Origin of the sequence: Sulfitobacter sp. DSM 110093 (genome assembly GCF_022788715.1) — a bacterium.
GTDB lineage: Bacteria > Pseudomonadota > Alphaproteobacteria > Rhodobacterales > Rhodobacteraceae > Sulfitobacter.
Genome location: NZ_CP085167.1, coordinates 882607 through 898012, shown reverse-complemented (window position 1 = coordinate 898012; position 15406 = coordinate 882607). Strand labels below are relative to the sequence as shown.

Here is a 15406-nt window from a genome sequence, read left to right as displayed (position 1 = left end):
AGAGTGCTGCCAAACGAGGGCGAAAAGACCCATCCCGAGGCGTGATCAAAAAGGCAGGTCACATGAAAATCGATAGATTTCTAAAAGCGGCCCTGCTGGGGCTGACACTGGGCGCGATGCCAATGGCATTAACCCTGCCCAGTTCAGCTGGCGCCGACACGTTGCGCGTTGTCAAACGTGGCACCAATTCCAGTCTCGATGTCCCCATGAACCGCGCTGTGGTGGTGGAAAGCGACATTCCCTTTGCGGAACTCAGCATCGCCAATCCCGGCATCGCAGATATCTCATCCCTGTCGGACCGCACGATTTACGTGCTCGGCAAATCGCCTGGTCTGACCACGCTGACGTTGCTGGACGCAGGCGGACAGTTAATTACCAATGTCGATGTGCGCGTCGCGGCGGATGTGTCAGAATTCAAAGAACGGCTGCGCCAAATCCTTCCCGGTGAAAAGATTGAGGTGCGCACTGCCAACGACGGCATCGTGCTTTCGGGCATTGTGTCTTCGACGCAGCGCTTGCAACGCGCCCTTGATCTGGCCGAACGCTATGCCCCCGAACGGGTCAGCAACCTGATGAGCGTTGGCGGCATCCAGCAGGTGATGATGAAGGTCCGCTTTGCCGAAATGCAGCGCAACGTGTCGAAATCGCTTGGGTCTTCGCTTGCTATTAATGGCGCAATCGGTGGCACGGGCGTTAATGCGGGTACCGGCAGTACCAATACTTCGGGCGGGGTCGCGACCTCGCTCGGCGGTTCGATCCCTTCGGCGAATCAGAACGCGGGCGCGGTGCTGTTTGGCTTTAACGCAGGCTCTACTCAAGTGGGCATCTTGCTGGAAGCACTTGAGGAAAAAGGCGTCGTGCGGTTCTTGGCAGAGCCAAACCTCGTGGCGCTTTCGGGGCAAGAGGCCAAGTTCCTTGCCGGGGGCGAATATCCCATCCCCGTGGCCCAGACCAGTGATACCGTTTCGGTGGAGTTCAAACCCTTCGGCGTAGAGCTCGCCTTTATTCCGCGCGTCGTTGACAAGGATATCATCAATCTAGAGATGAACGCCGCCGTGTCGGCCATCGACGCCAGCAACAGCATTTCATTGGGCAACGGCATCGAGATTTCCGCCTTCACCCGCCGCGAAACCTCCACCACGGTCGAGATGCGCGATGGCGAAAGCTTTGCCATTGCTGGGTTGCTGACCGATGATTTCACCGACAGCACGCGGCAATTGCCGTGGATCGGCGATGTGCCGGTTCTGGGCGCACTGTTCCGGTCGGCGGATTATCAGCGCAGCCAGACTGAATTGGTCATCATCGTCACCGCGCATCTGGTCACGCCAACCCGCGGCGAAGCTCTCGCGCTGCCGACGGACCGCATCAAGCCGCCGTCCGAGAAAGACCTATTTTTGCATGGGCGCACTGCTGATGGCACCCGCACACCCAGCCGGGGTGCAGCGGGCGAAGTGGCCAAGCAGGATTTCCGCGGCTCCTACGGTTATGTACTGGATTGATCCGATGACACGCAGAGATATCACGTTAATTGCTGGCACTGCGGCCCTCACCGCGCTGACGGCCTGCGCCCCCAGCAACGATCCAGTTTATACTCAATTCTACCGCGAAGCGGGTTCGGTTGTGGATACCGGACAGTTCGGAAATGCCACGCTGCACAATCGGCAGGTCATGACAAGCGAAAAACAGGTCACCTTTGATTTGGCCAATCGTTTCGCCAACGAAGTTGGCTCTACCGTGACATTCGCCTTTAATTCGGCCCAACTAGACGCCAACGCACAGGCTGTCTTGCGCCAACAGGCCGGATGGATTCGTCAGTTCCCCGAGATTCGCTTCCGCGTCTATGGCCACACCGATCTGGTCGGCTCTCAGAGCTATAACCGAGCACTCGGATTGCGGCGTGCGCAGGCGGTGGTCGGATATCTTTCCACCCTTGGAATCAGCCGAAGCCGTTTGGAAGCCGTTGTTTCCTATGGCGAAACACAGCCCCTCATCGTCACGCAAGGCCGTGAGCGTCGGAACCGGCGCACGGTAACCGAGGTGAGCGGCTTTGTGAAAGGTCATCCGATGCTTCTGGATGGCAAATATGCGCAGATCATTTACCGCGAGTATGTGGCCAGCGCAGTGCCTTCCTCGCAGTTAAGCTCCGGCGCCACCGCGACCGGTGGCGGCGACAGCGGCGGAGAGTAAGGCCAAGAGCCTCTCTTGCAACGCAATTTCACCCCCGCGCCTTTTGGGCCGCGGGGGTTTTTCGTGACCCGCTAATAGATGTCCAATCGGGCGCTAAAACGCGGATCGTTTCAAGATACCCAACAATGGAGGCTTTTTGGCCCCAATCTCGCCCCAGTTGGAAGTGATATTCGACCAAGAAGGATAAATGTGCCCGGCTTCGAGGCCGCGCATGAGGCAGACGCCAGAGCGGTCGCAGCGACAGAATATCGCCGATCCCCGGCCAACCCGTTGATGTAAAGGACAAAAGGTCATGAGCAGCAGTATGCCCCAACCCGAAGCAGCGCCGATTGTTGCCTGCACAATCAGCCGTGATGTGCAGAACTTCGATCTCTTGATCGAAGACATGGAGGCCACCCTAGGCGAAAGCTGGGGCGATCTGGGATTCGCTGAAGCGCTGGCATTCTTTGGCCAGCCAGAAGCCGAGGCGATGGAATTTGTGGCGCTCGCCATGGATGAAACCGACGAAGACAACCTTGTGCTGATGAGCGAAATCATCACACAGGCCAAGGCCCGGGACATCAGCGTGATCCTGATCGCCGAAGATATGACCCCCGCCGCGCTGCATTCGCTGCTGCGTCAGGGTGCTGACGAATTCGTCCCCTATCCGCTGCCCGAAGGTGAGTTGGCCCAAGCCATTGCCCGGGTGCGCGCCGGAGAGAACAGCGCCCCTGCCCTTGCCGCAGAAGCCGCCGCGCCGCAGCTTAAAGCTGGTGCGCAAAAGGATGGCGCATTGATCGTGGTACACGGGCTGGCCGGCGGCACAGGTGCCACGACCCTTGCCGTGAACCTCGCGTGGGAACTTGCCAACGCTGATAAAAAGAATGCCCCCTCAGTCTGCTTGTTGGATTTCGATCTGCAATACGGCTCGGTCGCGACGTTCCTTGATCTGCAACGCCGCGAGGCGGTCTATGAGATGATGTCCGACACAGAGTCCATGGACGAAGAGATCTTTGGCCAAGCCCTGCAAACCTTCGACGATAAGCTGCATGTGTTGACCGCCCCGGCAGAAATGCTGCCGCTCGACATTATCACCAACGAGGACGTCGACCGCATCCTCAGCATGGCACGCAACCAATTCGACTATGTCATTGTCGATATGCCTTCGACGCTGGTGCAATGGTCGGAAACTGTACTGACCAGTGCCCATGTCTATTTCGCGATGCTGGAACTCGACATGCGCTCAGCCCAAAACGCCCTGCGGTTCAAACGCGCACTGCAATCCGAAGAGCTCCCCTTTGAGAAGCTGCGCTATGTCATGAACCGCGCCCCAAAGTTTACTGATCTCAGTGGCAAAAGCCGGGTCAAGCGTATGGCCGAATCGCTTAGCATTTCAATCGACGTGCACATGCCCGATGGCGGCAAAGCGGTAACACAGGCCAATGACCACGGTCTCCCCCTTGCTAATTCTGCCCCGAAAAGCCCGCTGCGGCGCGAAATCGCCAAGCTGGCAAGCTCCATCCACGATCTCAAGGGCGAGCAGGCCAAAGCGGCCTGAGCCCCCTAGCGAAAGAGCGTATCGATGTTTTCCAAGTATAAGAAACCAGCCCCCGGCGCCCCAAAAGCGGCCCCTGCCCCGGCCAAACAGGCCAAGCCTGCCAAGGTTGTCGAAGCTGCGCCGGTGGCTGCCCCGGCACCTGCTGAGGCTGCCAAATCGGCTTCGATGCGTCGCGCCCTCAAGCCCGCCGCCGCGGCACCTGAGGACCGTGAGGTCAAGCGCAAGCAGCGGATGAGCGAAATCAAACTCGAGTTGCACCGCGCACTGTTGGACAACCTCAACCTTGCCGCGCTGGAACATGCGTCCGAAACTGATTTGCGCCAAGAAATCAACGACATTGCCGTCGAAATTCTGTCGGAAAAAAGCATCGTGCTCAACCGCGAAGACCGCATGACGCTGAACTCCGAACTCTATGACGAGGTGACCGGCCTTGGCCCGTTAGAGACGCTGCTGAAAGACGACACGGTCAACGATATTCTGGTGAACGGCCCGCAGCAGATTTTTGTGGAACGCGACGGCAAGCTGCAACTGACGGACATCACCTTTAAGGATGAAAAGCACCTGCTGCGCATCATCGACAAGATCGTCTCGGCAGTGGGTCGCCGCGTCGATGAAAGCAACCCCTACGTCGACGCGCGGCTCAAAGACGGCTCGCGTTTCAACGCCATGGTGCCCCCCGTCGCGGTGGACGGCTCCTTGGTGTCCATTCGTAAGTTCAAGAAAGACAAGCTGGGCATCGACGATCTGGTGAATTTCGGGGCTTTCTCGGAGGAGATGGCCGCCTATTTGCAGGCCGCCGTGGCGACGCGTCTGAATATCATCGTGTCCGGCGGTACGGGCTCGGGTAAGACGACCACGCTCAACGCGCTGTCGTCGTTCATTGCCAATGATGAACGCATCCTGACCATCGAAGACACCGCCGAACTTCAGCTCCAGCAGACCCATGTGGGCCGGATGGAAAGCCGCCCGCCAAACGTCGAAGGCAAAGGCGAAGTCTCTCCCCGCGACTGTCTGAAAAACGCCCTGCGGATGCGCCCGGACCGGATCATCGTGGGTGAGACCCGCGGCGAGGAAGTGATCGACATGTTGCAAGCGATGAACACCGGCCACGATGGGTCAATGACCACGATCCACGCCAACTCGGCCCGTGATGGCATCAGCCGTCTGGAAAACATGATCGCCATGGCCGGGATTGAAATGCCGCTCAAGGCGATGCGCAGCCAGATTTCCTCGGCTGTGAACCTGATCGTGCAGGCCAGCCGCCTGCAAGACGGCTCGCGCCGGATGACCTCCATCACCGAGATCACGGGCATGGAGGGCGAGGTGATTTCGATGCAAGAAATCTTCCGGTTCCAGCGTGTCGGCCTGACGCCCGAGAACAAGATCATCGGCCATTTCACCGCCACCGGCGTGCGCAGCCACTTCTCTGAGCGGTTCCGCATGTGGGGCTATGACCTGCCCGCCTCTATCTACGAACCCGTGGCGGCCCAGTAAGGATTGATGCAATGAGTGCCGAACCAATCATCTATGGTCTGATCTTCATCGGCGTCCTGGTGCTGGTCGAAGGGCTATACCTTGTCGCATTCGGCAAATCGATCAGCCTCAACAGTCGGGTGAACCGCCGTCTTGAGATGCTGGAAAAAGGCGCCCGCCGTGAGGAAGTCTTGGACAAGCTGCGCAAGGAAATGCAGCAGCATATGAACGCCAAGTCGATCCCGCTCTATTCCCTGCTGTCAGAACGTGCGCAGAAGGCCGCGATTGCCTTCACGCCACAGCAACTTTTGATGATTATGGCAGGTCTTGCCGCCGTGGCCTTTCTGGGGTTGACGATTGGCACTGATGCATCTGTGTCGGTTCGGGCGCTTATGGCCATCGCGATGGGTGTCGGCGCGGTGTTCTTTTGGGTGTCGCACAAAGCGGGCAAACGCATGGCGATGATCGAAGAGCAGCTTCCCGATGCGGTGGAGCTGATGGTCCGCAGCCTGCGCGTGGGCCATCCATTTTCCAACGCGATCTCGATCGTGTCCAAAGAAATCCAAGACCCGCTTGCCTCGGAATTTGGGGTGATCGCCGATGAGGCCGCCTATGGCCGCGATCTGGGTGAAGCGCTGAAAGACATGGCCGAACGGCTCGACATGCAGGATTTGCGCTTCCTCGCCGTGGCCGTGACCATCCAGCAACAATCGGGCGGCAATCTGGCTGAGATCCTCGCTGGTCTGGCCAAGGTGATCCGCGCCCGCTTCCGCCTGTTCCGCCGTGTCAAAGCGATCACCGCCGAGGCAAAATGGTCGGGCAAGTTCCTCTCGGGCTTCCCGCTGGCCGCGCTGGTGGTGATCAACCTTGGCGATCCGCATTACTACGACGAAGTGCGCGATCACCCCTACTTCATTCCCGCCTGTTTCCTTGTGGGCATCTTCCTTGTGCTGAACCTGTTCGTGATGCGCATCCTTACCAATATCAAAGTCTGAGAGGCCGATGATGGAATTTCTCAATCAGCTTAGCGATCAGATCAACCAAGCCTTGGGGCCGATGGGTTTGATTATCATCATCGGCACATTGGGCGTCGCGTTGGTGGCGATTACACTGGTGCTGATGTTGCGCCAGCCAGAGGACCCGTTAAGCAAGCTCAAGCGCACCAGCACGGCCCCGTCAGGCGATAGCGCGCGCGAGAAGTTGCGCCAGTCCGACCAGAACGCACAGCTGCAGAAATTCGCCAAGTTTCTTGAGCCCGAGGACGTGGCCGAACTCAGCGCCAAACAATTGATGCTGCGTCAGGCGGGCTATCGGTCGCGCGATGCGGTGCGGCTTTACTACTTTGCGCAGTTTGCCCTTGGGATGCTCGGGCTGGTGGGCGGTCTGGTCTATACCAATGTCTTGGGCGGCGGCGAAGGGCTGACCACCCAGCAGACCATGATGTGGGCGATCGGTCCCGGTGCGATCGGGTACTATCTGCCCAAGTATTGGGTCAGACGCCGCGTCGATTCCCGCAAAGAAGAGATCACCCGCGGCTTTCCTGATGCGCTTGATATGATGCTGGTCTGTGTCGAGGCCGGGCAATCTCTGGATCAATGTATCGTCCGCGTCGGCCGTGAGTTGCGTGCCTCCTACCTCGCGTTGGCCGAAGAGTTCGAGATGGTCGCCTATGAGATCAAGGCCGGTAAGGACAAGGTCACCGTGCTTAACGATATGGCGGAGCGTTGCGGTGTGCAGGATGTGTCCTCCTTCGTGACCGTGCTGATCCAATCAGCAGCTTTCGGTACATCCGTGGCCGACGCCCTGCGCGTCTATGCCGAAGAGATGCGCGACAAGCGCGTGATGCGCGCCGAAGAAGCAGCAAATAAGTTGCCAACCAAGATGACCCTTGCCACTATGGGCCTGACCGTACCGCCGCTGTTGATCATTCTGGTCGGCCCGTCGGCACATGGCATCTCGAAACTGGGTCAGATAGGAAATTAATGACGGAGAAAATTCGGCGCAGCCTCGCCCGCGCCGTTTTCATCGGGCCGATCTTGGCCCTTGCTTTGGCCGCCTGTTCGACAGACGGCTTTTCCGCGTTCGGCGGGCCAAAGAAACCCGATGATCTTTATGCCCCCGGCGTAAATCAGCGAGCAGAGGCTGTCGACGGGATCGAAGTGGGTCACCGGCTTATCGCAGCGGGACAGCATGAACTGGCCATCAAATCCTTCAACCGCGCCGCGCTGGATCACGGACTGACAGGCGAAATCCTCTCGGCTTTGGGCAGCGCCAACCTTGGGCTGGGCCGGTTGGGTCAAGCCGAGACCCTGCTGCGCCGCGCGGTTGAGAAGGACGCTGCCGAGCCGGAAGTCTGGAACAACCTTGGCGTTGTACTGATGGAAAGCGGTCAAACCGCCGAGGCCGAGCAGATTTTCCGCAAAGCCTATGCACTGGATAATGGCGAAAGTGACGCAATCCGGGACAATCTGCGCTTGGCGCTCGCAAAAACGGAAAAATCTGTTATAACAGAAGTCAATGAAGATAATTACAAATTGGTGCGGCGCGGCAGCGGGGATTACCTGATCCGTCCGACACCATGACCCGGCAGAGCAGTAAAAGGACGCAAAATGCGCCATCCAATCATTCTGGCCGTCTGCATGGCAGGCGTCACCGCCCTTGCTGGCTGCGGTGAAAAAGATGCGAACGCCACCGTTGAGCGGGCCTTCAAGGACGTCAATGTGGTGGATGAAACCAACCTTTCTGACGTGATGCTTACCGTAGCCGACCCCAATGAGGCGGTGAGTTACTTCGCGCGGTCCGTCAAGGAAAGCCCCGACCGGATCGACCACCAGCGCGGGCTTGCCGCATCGCTCGTGCGCGCCAAACGCACCACCGAAGCCGTGGGCGAATGGGACAAGGTCACCAAGATGAAGGGCGCCACGCCCGAAGACAGCGTGCAACTGGCCGATGCGCTGATCCGCTCGGGCAACTGGGCGCGGGCCGAAACGGTCCTGAACGGCATCCCCCCCACCCATGAGACATTCGCCCGCTACCGGCTCGAAGCCATGGTCGCCGACAGCAAAGAGCAGTGGAGCCGGGCCGACAGTTTCTATGAAATCGCCGTTGGGCTCACCACCACCCCCGCCGCCGTGATGAACAACTGGGGCTACTCCAAACTGACCCGCGGCGATTACCCCGAAGCCGAGCGTTTGTTCGGTGAGGCGATCCGTCAGGACAACACGCTATTCACCGCCAAGAACAACCTCATCATGGCCCGCGCCGCACAGCGCGACTACACCCTGCCCGTCATGCCGATGGAGCAGTCCGAACGCGCCCAGCTTTTGCACACGATGGCGCTTTCCGCGATCAAACGCGGCGATGTGGAGACCGGCAAGGGCCTGCTGCGCGAAGCAATCGACACACATCCTCAGCACTTCGAAGCCGCCGTCCGGTCTTTGCGCGCGTTGGAAAACGGCTGAGCCATGGCGATCTCTGCCACGGCGGCCCTGTGGTTTCTGCCCTTCGTCCTGCCGATCTGCCTCTATGTCGCTTTCACCGACATGAAGCAGATGCGCATTACAAATCAGGCGGTCTTGGTACTCACCGCGATCTTCGTGGTGTTGGGTCTGTGTCTGCTGCCGTTTGAGACTTATCTCTGGCGCTTGCTGAGCCTTGTCATCGTCTTGGTCGTTGGCATCGTGCTGAACGCTGCTGGCGCCATGGGTGCCGGAGACGCCAAATTCGCCGCCGCTGCCACGCCCTTTATCGCCATGGGCGATCTGCGTCTGCTGATGATGCTTTTCATGGCCACCCTTCTGGCCGCCGCTGCCACGCACCGTGGGGTGAAATACACCCCCCTGCGCCGCCTCGCCCCCGATTGGCAAAGCTGGCAGGAAACCAAGAAATTCCCCATGGGCCTCGCCCTCGGCACCACACTGGGTCTTTATCTAATCTTGGGGGCTGTTTACGGCGTCTAACGATGACATCGGCCAGATATGCTGCCCCAATTGTCGCTTCGGCCATCCACATTCACGCCATATTCAATAATTACGTTGCACAGTAATTGAACCGCAGCGCGCCGCCCTTTCAAGGAAGCCATTGATGAACGCCCCGACCAGCACAGTGCTTGCCCCGCCGCCCCCCAAGCGGTTGGAGGATATGAAACTGCCCATCGTGATGATGCGCGACATCCTTCTGAAAACGATCTTCCGCAAGAACGTCGAAATGGTCAGCGATCTGGCCCAAGCGCTGTGCCTGCCGACCCAAGTCACGCAAGAAATGGTCGATCAAGCCCGCGGTCAGCGCCTGCTTGAGGCAACAGGCACGCTAAGTGCAACCAGCGGCAATGAAATGGGCTATCAGCTTACCGATGCTGGCAAAGCGCGCGCCTTGGATGCGCTGGCGCAATCCGAATATTTCGGTGCCATGCCCGTCCCGCTTGAGGTTTACCGCGAGCAGGTCAAACGCCAATCCGTACGCAATCTGCAAATCACCCGCGATCAACTGACCGGAGCTATGGGCCATCTGGTGTTGCCCGACAGCCTGCTGGACCATCTTGGCCCCGCCGTCTCTGCCGGACGGTCAATCTTGATGTACGGCCCTCCCGGAAATGGTAAATCTAGCATTTCCAACGGCATACGAGATGCTTTGGGCGATAAGGTCTATGTGCCACGCGCCATCGAATACGCCGGCCAAGTGATTACCGTCTATGATCCCATCGTGCATTCCGCCGCCGAGGCGCAGGTCCAAGACCCCACTTCCCTGCGCCGGATCACGCGTTATGACGCCCGCTATGTCTGCTGCGAACGCCCCACCGTCATCACCGGCGGCGAACTGACGCTCGACATGCTCGATCTGGTGTACAACCCCACGGCGCGGACCTATCAGGCCCCGCTGCAACTCAAGGCCACGGGCGGTATTTTCATCGTCGACGACCTTGGCCGCCAGAAAGAGCCACCGCAAAGCATCATCAACCGCTGGATCGTGCCGCTTGAGGAAAGCAAAGACATCCTCGCCCTGCAATCGGGCGAAAAATTTGAGGTGCCCTTCGACACGCTGGTGATCTTCTCCACCAACTTCCACCCGAATGAGATTTTCGACCAAGCGGCCCTGCGACGTATCTTTTTCAAGATCAAGATCGACGGCCCGGACCAAGAGAACTTCCTCAAGATCTTTGCCATGGTCGCCCGCAAACGCGGCATGCCACTGGACGAGGCGACGCTGATCCATCTGCTCAAGGTGAAATACCCAACCATCGACAACGTCTATGCGAACTATCAGCCGAACTTCCTGATCGACCAGATGATCGCCATTTGCGATTTCGAAGGCATCCCCTATCAAATGAACCCCGATCTGGTGGACCGCGCCTGGGCAAACATGTTCGTCCGCGATGAGGTGATCGTTAAATAGCCCCAGCCGCTGGCCCCACGGCCTGCCGATACTATATTGGCAATCATGCGCGCCCTCCCCCCCAAATTCGCCGATTGGTTCGCCCAGAACGGCTGGTCCCTGCACCCGCACCAGCAAGAGATGCTGGACCGTGCCGATGCCCCCGCCCTGCTGCTTATCGCCCCCACAGGCGGCGGTAAAACGCTGGCGGGTTTCCTGCCCACCCTCGTTGATCTGGCCGAGGAAGAACACGAGGGGATGCACACGCTTTATATCTCCCCCCTCAAAGCGCTGGCGGCGGATATCAAACGCAACCTGACCCGCCCGGTCGAGGAAATGGGCCTGCCCATCCGCATCGAAGACCGTACCGGCGACACCTCGCAATCGCGCCGCCGCCGCCAACGGGCTGACCCGCCGCACATCCTGCTGACCACACCAGAAAGCCTTGCTCTGCTCACCTCCTACGAGGACGCGGCCCGCACCTTTCGCGGGCTCAAACGCGTGGTGATCGACGAAATCCACGCCCTCGCCGAAAGCAAACGAGGCGATCAGTTGATGCTGGCGCTGACCCGTCTTCAAGCCCTCTGCCCCGGCCTCAAACGGGTGGGCCTCTCGGCCACGGTCGAAGACCCCGCCGCCATCGCCCACCTGATGGCCCGCCACCCCGATCCTTGCGAAGTGCTGCTGGCAGACCCCGGCCCGGCCCCTGATATCCAGATGCTACACACCGAAGAGGCCCCGCCTTGGGCCGGGGGCGGTGCTGCATATTCGATCCCGGCTGTCCTTGAGCAAGTGCGCCAACACAAAACCACGCTGATCTTCCACAACACCCGCGCGCAGGCCGAGATTTTCTTTCACAACCTCTGGCTCGCCAATGAAGACGCCCTGCCGATCGCCATCCACCACGGCAGCTTGGATCGCGCCCAACGAGAAAAGGTCGAAGCCGCCATGGTGCGCGGCGATCTGCGCGCCATCGTTTGCACAGGCACGCTTGATCTTGGCATCGACTGGGGCGACGTCGACCTTATCATCCAGATCGGCGCCCCCAAAAACGTAAAACGACTGGTCCAACGCATCGGCCGCGCCAACCACCGCTACAACGCACCCTCCAAGGCGCTTTTGGTACCTGCCAACCGCTTTGAAGTGGTCGAATGCGTGGCCGCGCTAGAGGCCGTGCTCGAAGGCGCGCTCGACGGTGATCCCCGCGGCCCCGGCCCGCGCGATGTGCTTTGCCAACACATCCTCATCGCCGCCTGCGCCGGTCCCTTCGACGTTAATGATCTTTTCGCCCAAGTCCGCTCAGCTGGGGCCTACGCCGCCCTGTCCCGCGCCGACTTCGACGCCTGCCTCGACTTCTGCGCCACCGGCGGCTACGCCCTGCGCGCCTACGACCGTTGGCAACGCCTGCTGCAACGCCCAGACGGCCAGTGGCAATTGCGTGATCCGCGCGCCGCACAACGCATCCGCATGAACATCGGCACGATCCAAGATACCGATAAGCTGAAGGTCCGCATGAAACGCAACCGCGGCGGCAAACCGCTGGGCGAAATCGAAGAAGGCTTTGCCGCAACGCTCACCAAAGGCGACACCTTTCTGATCGGCGGCCAAATCGTACGCTACGAAGGGCTGCGTGAAACCGTGGTCGAAGTCAGCCGCAACGCCGCGAAAAAGCCCAAAGTGGCCACTTTCGGCGGCACCAAATTCGCGACGTCTACCCAGCTTTCCGCCCGCGTGCAGCGGATGTTTACGCAAGACAGCTGGCCTGAGCTTCCGTCCCACACCGCTGAATGGCTGAGTCTCCAACGCGAGATCAGCCAATTGCCGCAACCGGGTACTCTGCTTGTTGAAAGCTTCCCCCATGACATGGCCGAACAAACTGTGTTCTACGGCTTTGCCGGACGTAATGGCCAGCAAACCCTAGGCCTGCTGCTGACCAAACGCATGGAAGACCTCGGCCTGCGCCCCTTAGGTTTTGTCGCCACCGACTATGCCACTCTCATCTGGGGGTTGTCCCCTGTTGAAGACCCTGCACTGCTGCTTGACCCCGCCTTGCTACACGAAGGTCTCGACAGTTGGCTTGCAGGCAACGCCGTGATGAAACGCACCTTCCGTGCCGCCGCGACCATTGCCGGACTGATTGAGCGCAACGGTCCGCAGGCCCGCAAGTCTGGACGCCAAACAACGTTCTCCAGCGACATCCTTTATGACACGCTTTACCGCTATGAACCGGACCACCTGATGCTCGACATCACCCGCGAAGAGGCGCTGAGCGGACTAGTGGACTTTGGACGCATCGAAGAAATGCTGGCCCGTATTGCCGGACGCATCACCCACCGCAAATTGACCCGTGTCAGTCCGTTGGCCGCACCGCTTTTCTTGGAAATGGGCCGCGTGCCGGTCGAAGGGGCCGGCCAAGAACGCATGTTGGCGCAAGAAGCCGAAAGGCTGATGGAAGCGTCGGGTCTTGCACAACTGACCCCGCCGCCCTCAGATCAGCCGCGCTGGCGGACGGGCGGCTGAACTCAATGACTGCGCGTGCGGTCAGGTGGTGCACGGTATTTGAAAAAGGATGAAGCTGATTAAGAGTTCTTTAACCATCCTCGCGCATGTCTTCCCTGCGGTACAGGCTGCGGAGCCGATGACCGCAAAGGATGAAGGCGTGCCTCAGATCAAGTTACCGCTCGATCTCGGGGCACGCTTTCTGCATTTCATCCTTTCTTAAATACCGCTGCGTTGCCTTTTCTGCCTCTCCGACACTTGCGGTTGGCCCCTTGCCAAATCAGCGGCGATCCCAGATGAACAAAGGATGAACGGGTTTGATTTTTCCTTCGTCGGCGCGGCGCTTACCGCGCTTGGCTCTGGCGCGCTTTGGTGGCGCGAGCGGGATCTGCTTTGTGTAAGCGATCTGCATTTGGGCAAGTCAGAGCGGATCGTTCGACGTGGCGGGTCGGCGTTGCCGCCTTATGAAACGCGCGACACGTTGAATCGTTTGGCCGCGGATTTGACTTTCACGCAGGCGCGGCAAGTGGTTTGTCTTGGAGATAGTTTTGATGATTTGGGGGCCGCGCAAGCGCTGCCTAAAGAAGAGCGGCTGTGGATACTAGGTCTGCAAGCCGGCCGGCAATGGGATTGGATTGAGGGCAATCATGATCCCGGTCCGGTTGGGCTGGGCGGCACGCATTTGAGTACCCTTACGCTGGGGCCGCTTACTTTCCGGCATATTGCCGAACCGGGCAGTTGCGGCGAAGTATCGGGCCATTATCATCCCAAAGCGTCGATCCGCGCGCGCGGGCGCAGCATTTCGCGCCCCGCCTTTCTATTTGACACTGCGCGGCTAATTATGCCTGCCTACGGCACTTATACTGGGGGGCTACGCAGCCAGTCTCAGGTGCTATGTGATCTGATGGGGCCGGACGCATGCGCGGTACTTACAGGGCCACAGCCGGTGGCCATACCGATGCCGAGAAAGGCGCGATAATGAACGACATGATCGAACGCCGCGTGCGCGAGAGTTTTGCCACACAGACGATGATGCAGACCTTGGGGGCCGAGATCATTGAGGTGCGATCCGGTCTGGTACGGGTCGCAGCACCAATCTTGCCAAGCGCGATGCAGCAGCAAGGTTTTGGCCATGCGGGGCTGACCTTTTCCATCGGTGATTCCGCAGCGGGCTATGCAGCGCTGAGCATGCTGCCGCCCAAGGTCGATGTCGTCACCTCAGAGATCAAAATCAACTTGCTGGCCCCGGCGCGTGGGGATCGGCTCATTGCCACTGGTCGGGTGGTCAAAGCCGGGCGGCGGTTGTGTGTTGTCACAGCAGAGGTTCATGCGGAAACGGATGGCGCGGCCAAGCTCATCGCTATCCTGCAAGGCACCATCGTTCCTGTGCCTGCCTCTTAGGCGGTCAGCCCTTCGGGCTCTTCCAGCCCGTTGGCGCGGCAGCAGGCAGTGACCGTATTGGCCAGTAGGCAGGCGATGGTCATCGGCCCGACGCCGCCCGGTACGGGCGTGATGGCCCCGGCGCGTTGACTTGCGCTGTCGAAATCCACGTCGCCGACCAGCTTGGTTTTCTCGCCAGTTTCGATCCGGTTGATGCCCACGTCGATCACGGTGGCCCCTTCTTTGATCCAATCGCCGGGCACCATTTCAGGGCGCCCCACGGCGGCGACAACGATATCGGCACGGCGCACCACCTCCGGCAAATCGCGGGTTCGGCTGTGGGCCATCGTCACGGTGCAGCTATCCCCTAGGAGCAGCTGCGCCATCGGTTTGCCGACGATGTTCGACCGCCCGATCACCACGGCGTTCATTCCCGACAGATCACCATGGTGCTCACGCAGCATCATCAGGCAGCCCAGTGGCGTGCAAGGCACCATGCTTTTTTGCCCCGTGCCCAACAGCCCGACGTTGGAAATATGAAAGCCGTCCACATCCTTGGCGGGCGACACCGAGTTAACCACACGCTTTTCGTCCATATGATCTGGGAGCGGCAACTGCACGAGAATACCGTGGATCTCGGGGTCGTTGTTCAGCTGATCAATCAGCTTGAGCAGCGCATCTTGGTCTACCGTGGCGGGGAGCTTGTGCTCAACCGACTTCATGCCGACTTCGCGTGTCATCTTACCTTTGGAACGCACGTAGACTTGGCTTGCTGGGTCTTCGCCCACCAGCACCACGGCGAGGCCCGGCGTTATTCCATGATCGGCCTCAATCCGGGCGACATGGCCCGCCACCTTGTCACGCACCGTTGCCGCAAAGGCTTTGCCGTCGATGATTGTCGCTGCCATAACCGTCTCACTCTCGCTCGCTGCACCTTGAACACGCCCTACATCACCGCGA

General features: G+C 59.7%; 15 protein-coding genes. 14 read left to right on the top strand and 1 reads right to left on the bottom strand.

The genetic code is table 11. From position 1 onward, the window contains the following. Window positions 1–62 precede the first annotated feature (62 nt). The 14 genes from DSM110093_RS04340 to DSM110093_RS04275 all read left to right on the top strand — a co-directional run bounded on the left by DSM110093_RS04340 (window position 63) and on the right by DSM110093_RS04275 (window position 14467). Entirely contained in the window at window positions 63–1499 is a 1437-nt protein-coding gene (locus DSM110093_RS04340) for a type II and III secretion system protein family protein (RefSeq protein ID WP_243266848.1), read from the top strand. A gap of 4 nt (window positions 1500–1503) precedes the next feature. After that, complete coding sequence (locus DSM110093_RS04335; RefSeq protein WP_243266847.1) at window positions 1504–2187, top strand: OmpA family protein; 684 nt, start codon at window positions 1504–1506, stop codon at window positions 2185–2187. Window positions 2188–2479: 292 nt separating this feature from the next. Further along, window positions 2480–3724, top strand: a complete 1245-nt coding sequence (locus DSM110093_RS04330) for an AAA family ATPase (RefSeq protein ID WP_243266846.1) — start codon at window positions 2480–2482, stop codon at window positions 3722–3724. A 24-nt stretch (window positions 3725–3748) separates the two neighbouring features. Further along, window positions 3749–5218 (top strand): CpaF family protein, encoded by a 1470-nt coding sequence (locus DSM110093_RS04325; protein ID WP_243266845.1) that lies wholly within the window; start codon window positions 3749–3751, stop codon window positions 5216–5218. An 11-nt stretch (window positions 5219–5229) separates the two neighbouring features. Then, window positions 5230–6192: a type II secretion system F family protein gene (locus tag DSM110093_RS04320; protein ID WP_243266844.1), complete on the top strand. Its 963-nt coding sequence runs from the start codon at window positions 5230–5232 to the stop codon at window positions 6190–6192. A gap of 10 nt (window positions 6193–6202) precedes the next feature. Continuing rightward, window positions 6203–7180 (top strand): type II secretion system F family protein, encoded by a 978-nt coding sequence (locus DSM110093_RS04315; RefSeq protein WP_243266843.1) that lies wholly within the window; start codon window positions 6203–6205, stop codon window positions 7178–7180. Continuing rightward, entirely contained in the window at window positions 7180–7779 is a 600-nt protein-coding gene (locus tag DSM110093_RS04310; protein WP_243266842.1) for a tetratricopeptide repeat protein, read from the top strand. The genes DSM110093_RS04315 and DSM110093_RS04310 overlap by 1 nt, the downstream gene beginning before the upstream one ends. Before the next feature lie 27 nt (window positions 7780–7806). Beyond that, window positions 7807–8658, top strand: a complete 852-nt coding sequence (locus tag DSM110093_RS04305) for a tetratricopeptide repeat protein (protein WP_243266841.1) — start codon at window positions 7807–7809, stop codon at window positions 8656–8658. A gap of 3 nt (window positions 8659–8661) precedes the next feature. Continuing rightward, window positions 8662–9156, top strand: a complete 495-nt coding sequence (locus DSM110093_RS04300) for a prepilin peptidase (RefSeq protein ID WP_243266840.1) — start codon at window positions 8662–8664, stop codon at window positions 9154–9156. A 124-nt stretch (window positions 9157–9280) separates the two neighbouring features. Beyond that, window positions 9281–10588, top strand: a complete 1308-nt coding sequence (locus DSM110093_RS04295) for an ATPase (protein ID WP_243266839.1) — start codon at window positions 9281–9283, stop codon at window positions 10586–10588. Window positions 10589–10633: 45 nt separating this feature from the next. Continuing rightward, window positions 10634–13087, top strand: coding sequence for a ligase-associated DNA damage response DEXH box helicase (locus DSM110093_RS04290; protein WP_243266838.1), 2454 nt, complete (start codon window positions 10634–10636; stop codon window positions 13085–13087). Window positions 13088–13136: 49 nt separating this feature from the next. Next, window positions 13137–13289, top strand: a complete 153-nt coding sequence (locus tag DSM110093_RS04285) for a hypothetical protein (RefSeq protein ID WP_243266837.1) — start codon at window positions 13137–13139, stop codon at window positions 13287–13289. Between the two features lie 84 nt (window positions 13290–13373). Beyond that, a complete protein-coding gene (pdeM, locus tag DSM110093_RS04280; RefSeq protein ID WP_243266836.1) occupies window positions 13374–14045 on the top strand; it encodes a ligase-associated DNA damage response endonuclease PdeM in 672 nt (223 codons plus the stop codon). Further along, the gene (locus DSM110093_RS04275) at window positions 14045–14467 is read left to right on the top strand and encodes a PaaI family thioesterase (RefSeq protein ID WP_243266835.1); all 423 of its coding nucleotides are present in this window, start codon (window positions 14045–14047) and stop codon (window positions 14465–14467) included. Before pdeM ends, DSM110093_RS04275 begins: the two co-directional genes overlap by 1 nt. Here the strand turns inward: DSM110093_RS04275 and folD are convergent. Beyond that, complete coding sequence (folD, locus tag DSM110093_RS04270; RefSeq protein ID WP_243266834.1) at window positions 14464–15354, bottom strand: bifunctional methylenetetrahydrofolate dehydrogenase/methenyltetrahydrofolate cyclohydrolase FolD; 891 nt, start codon at window positions 15352–15354, stop codon at window positions 14464–14466. The genes DSM110093_RS04275 and folD overlap by 4 nt on opposite strands. Between the last annotated feature and the right edge of the window lie 52 nt (window positions 15355–15406).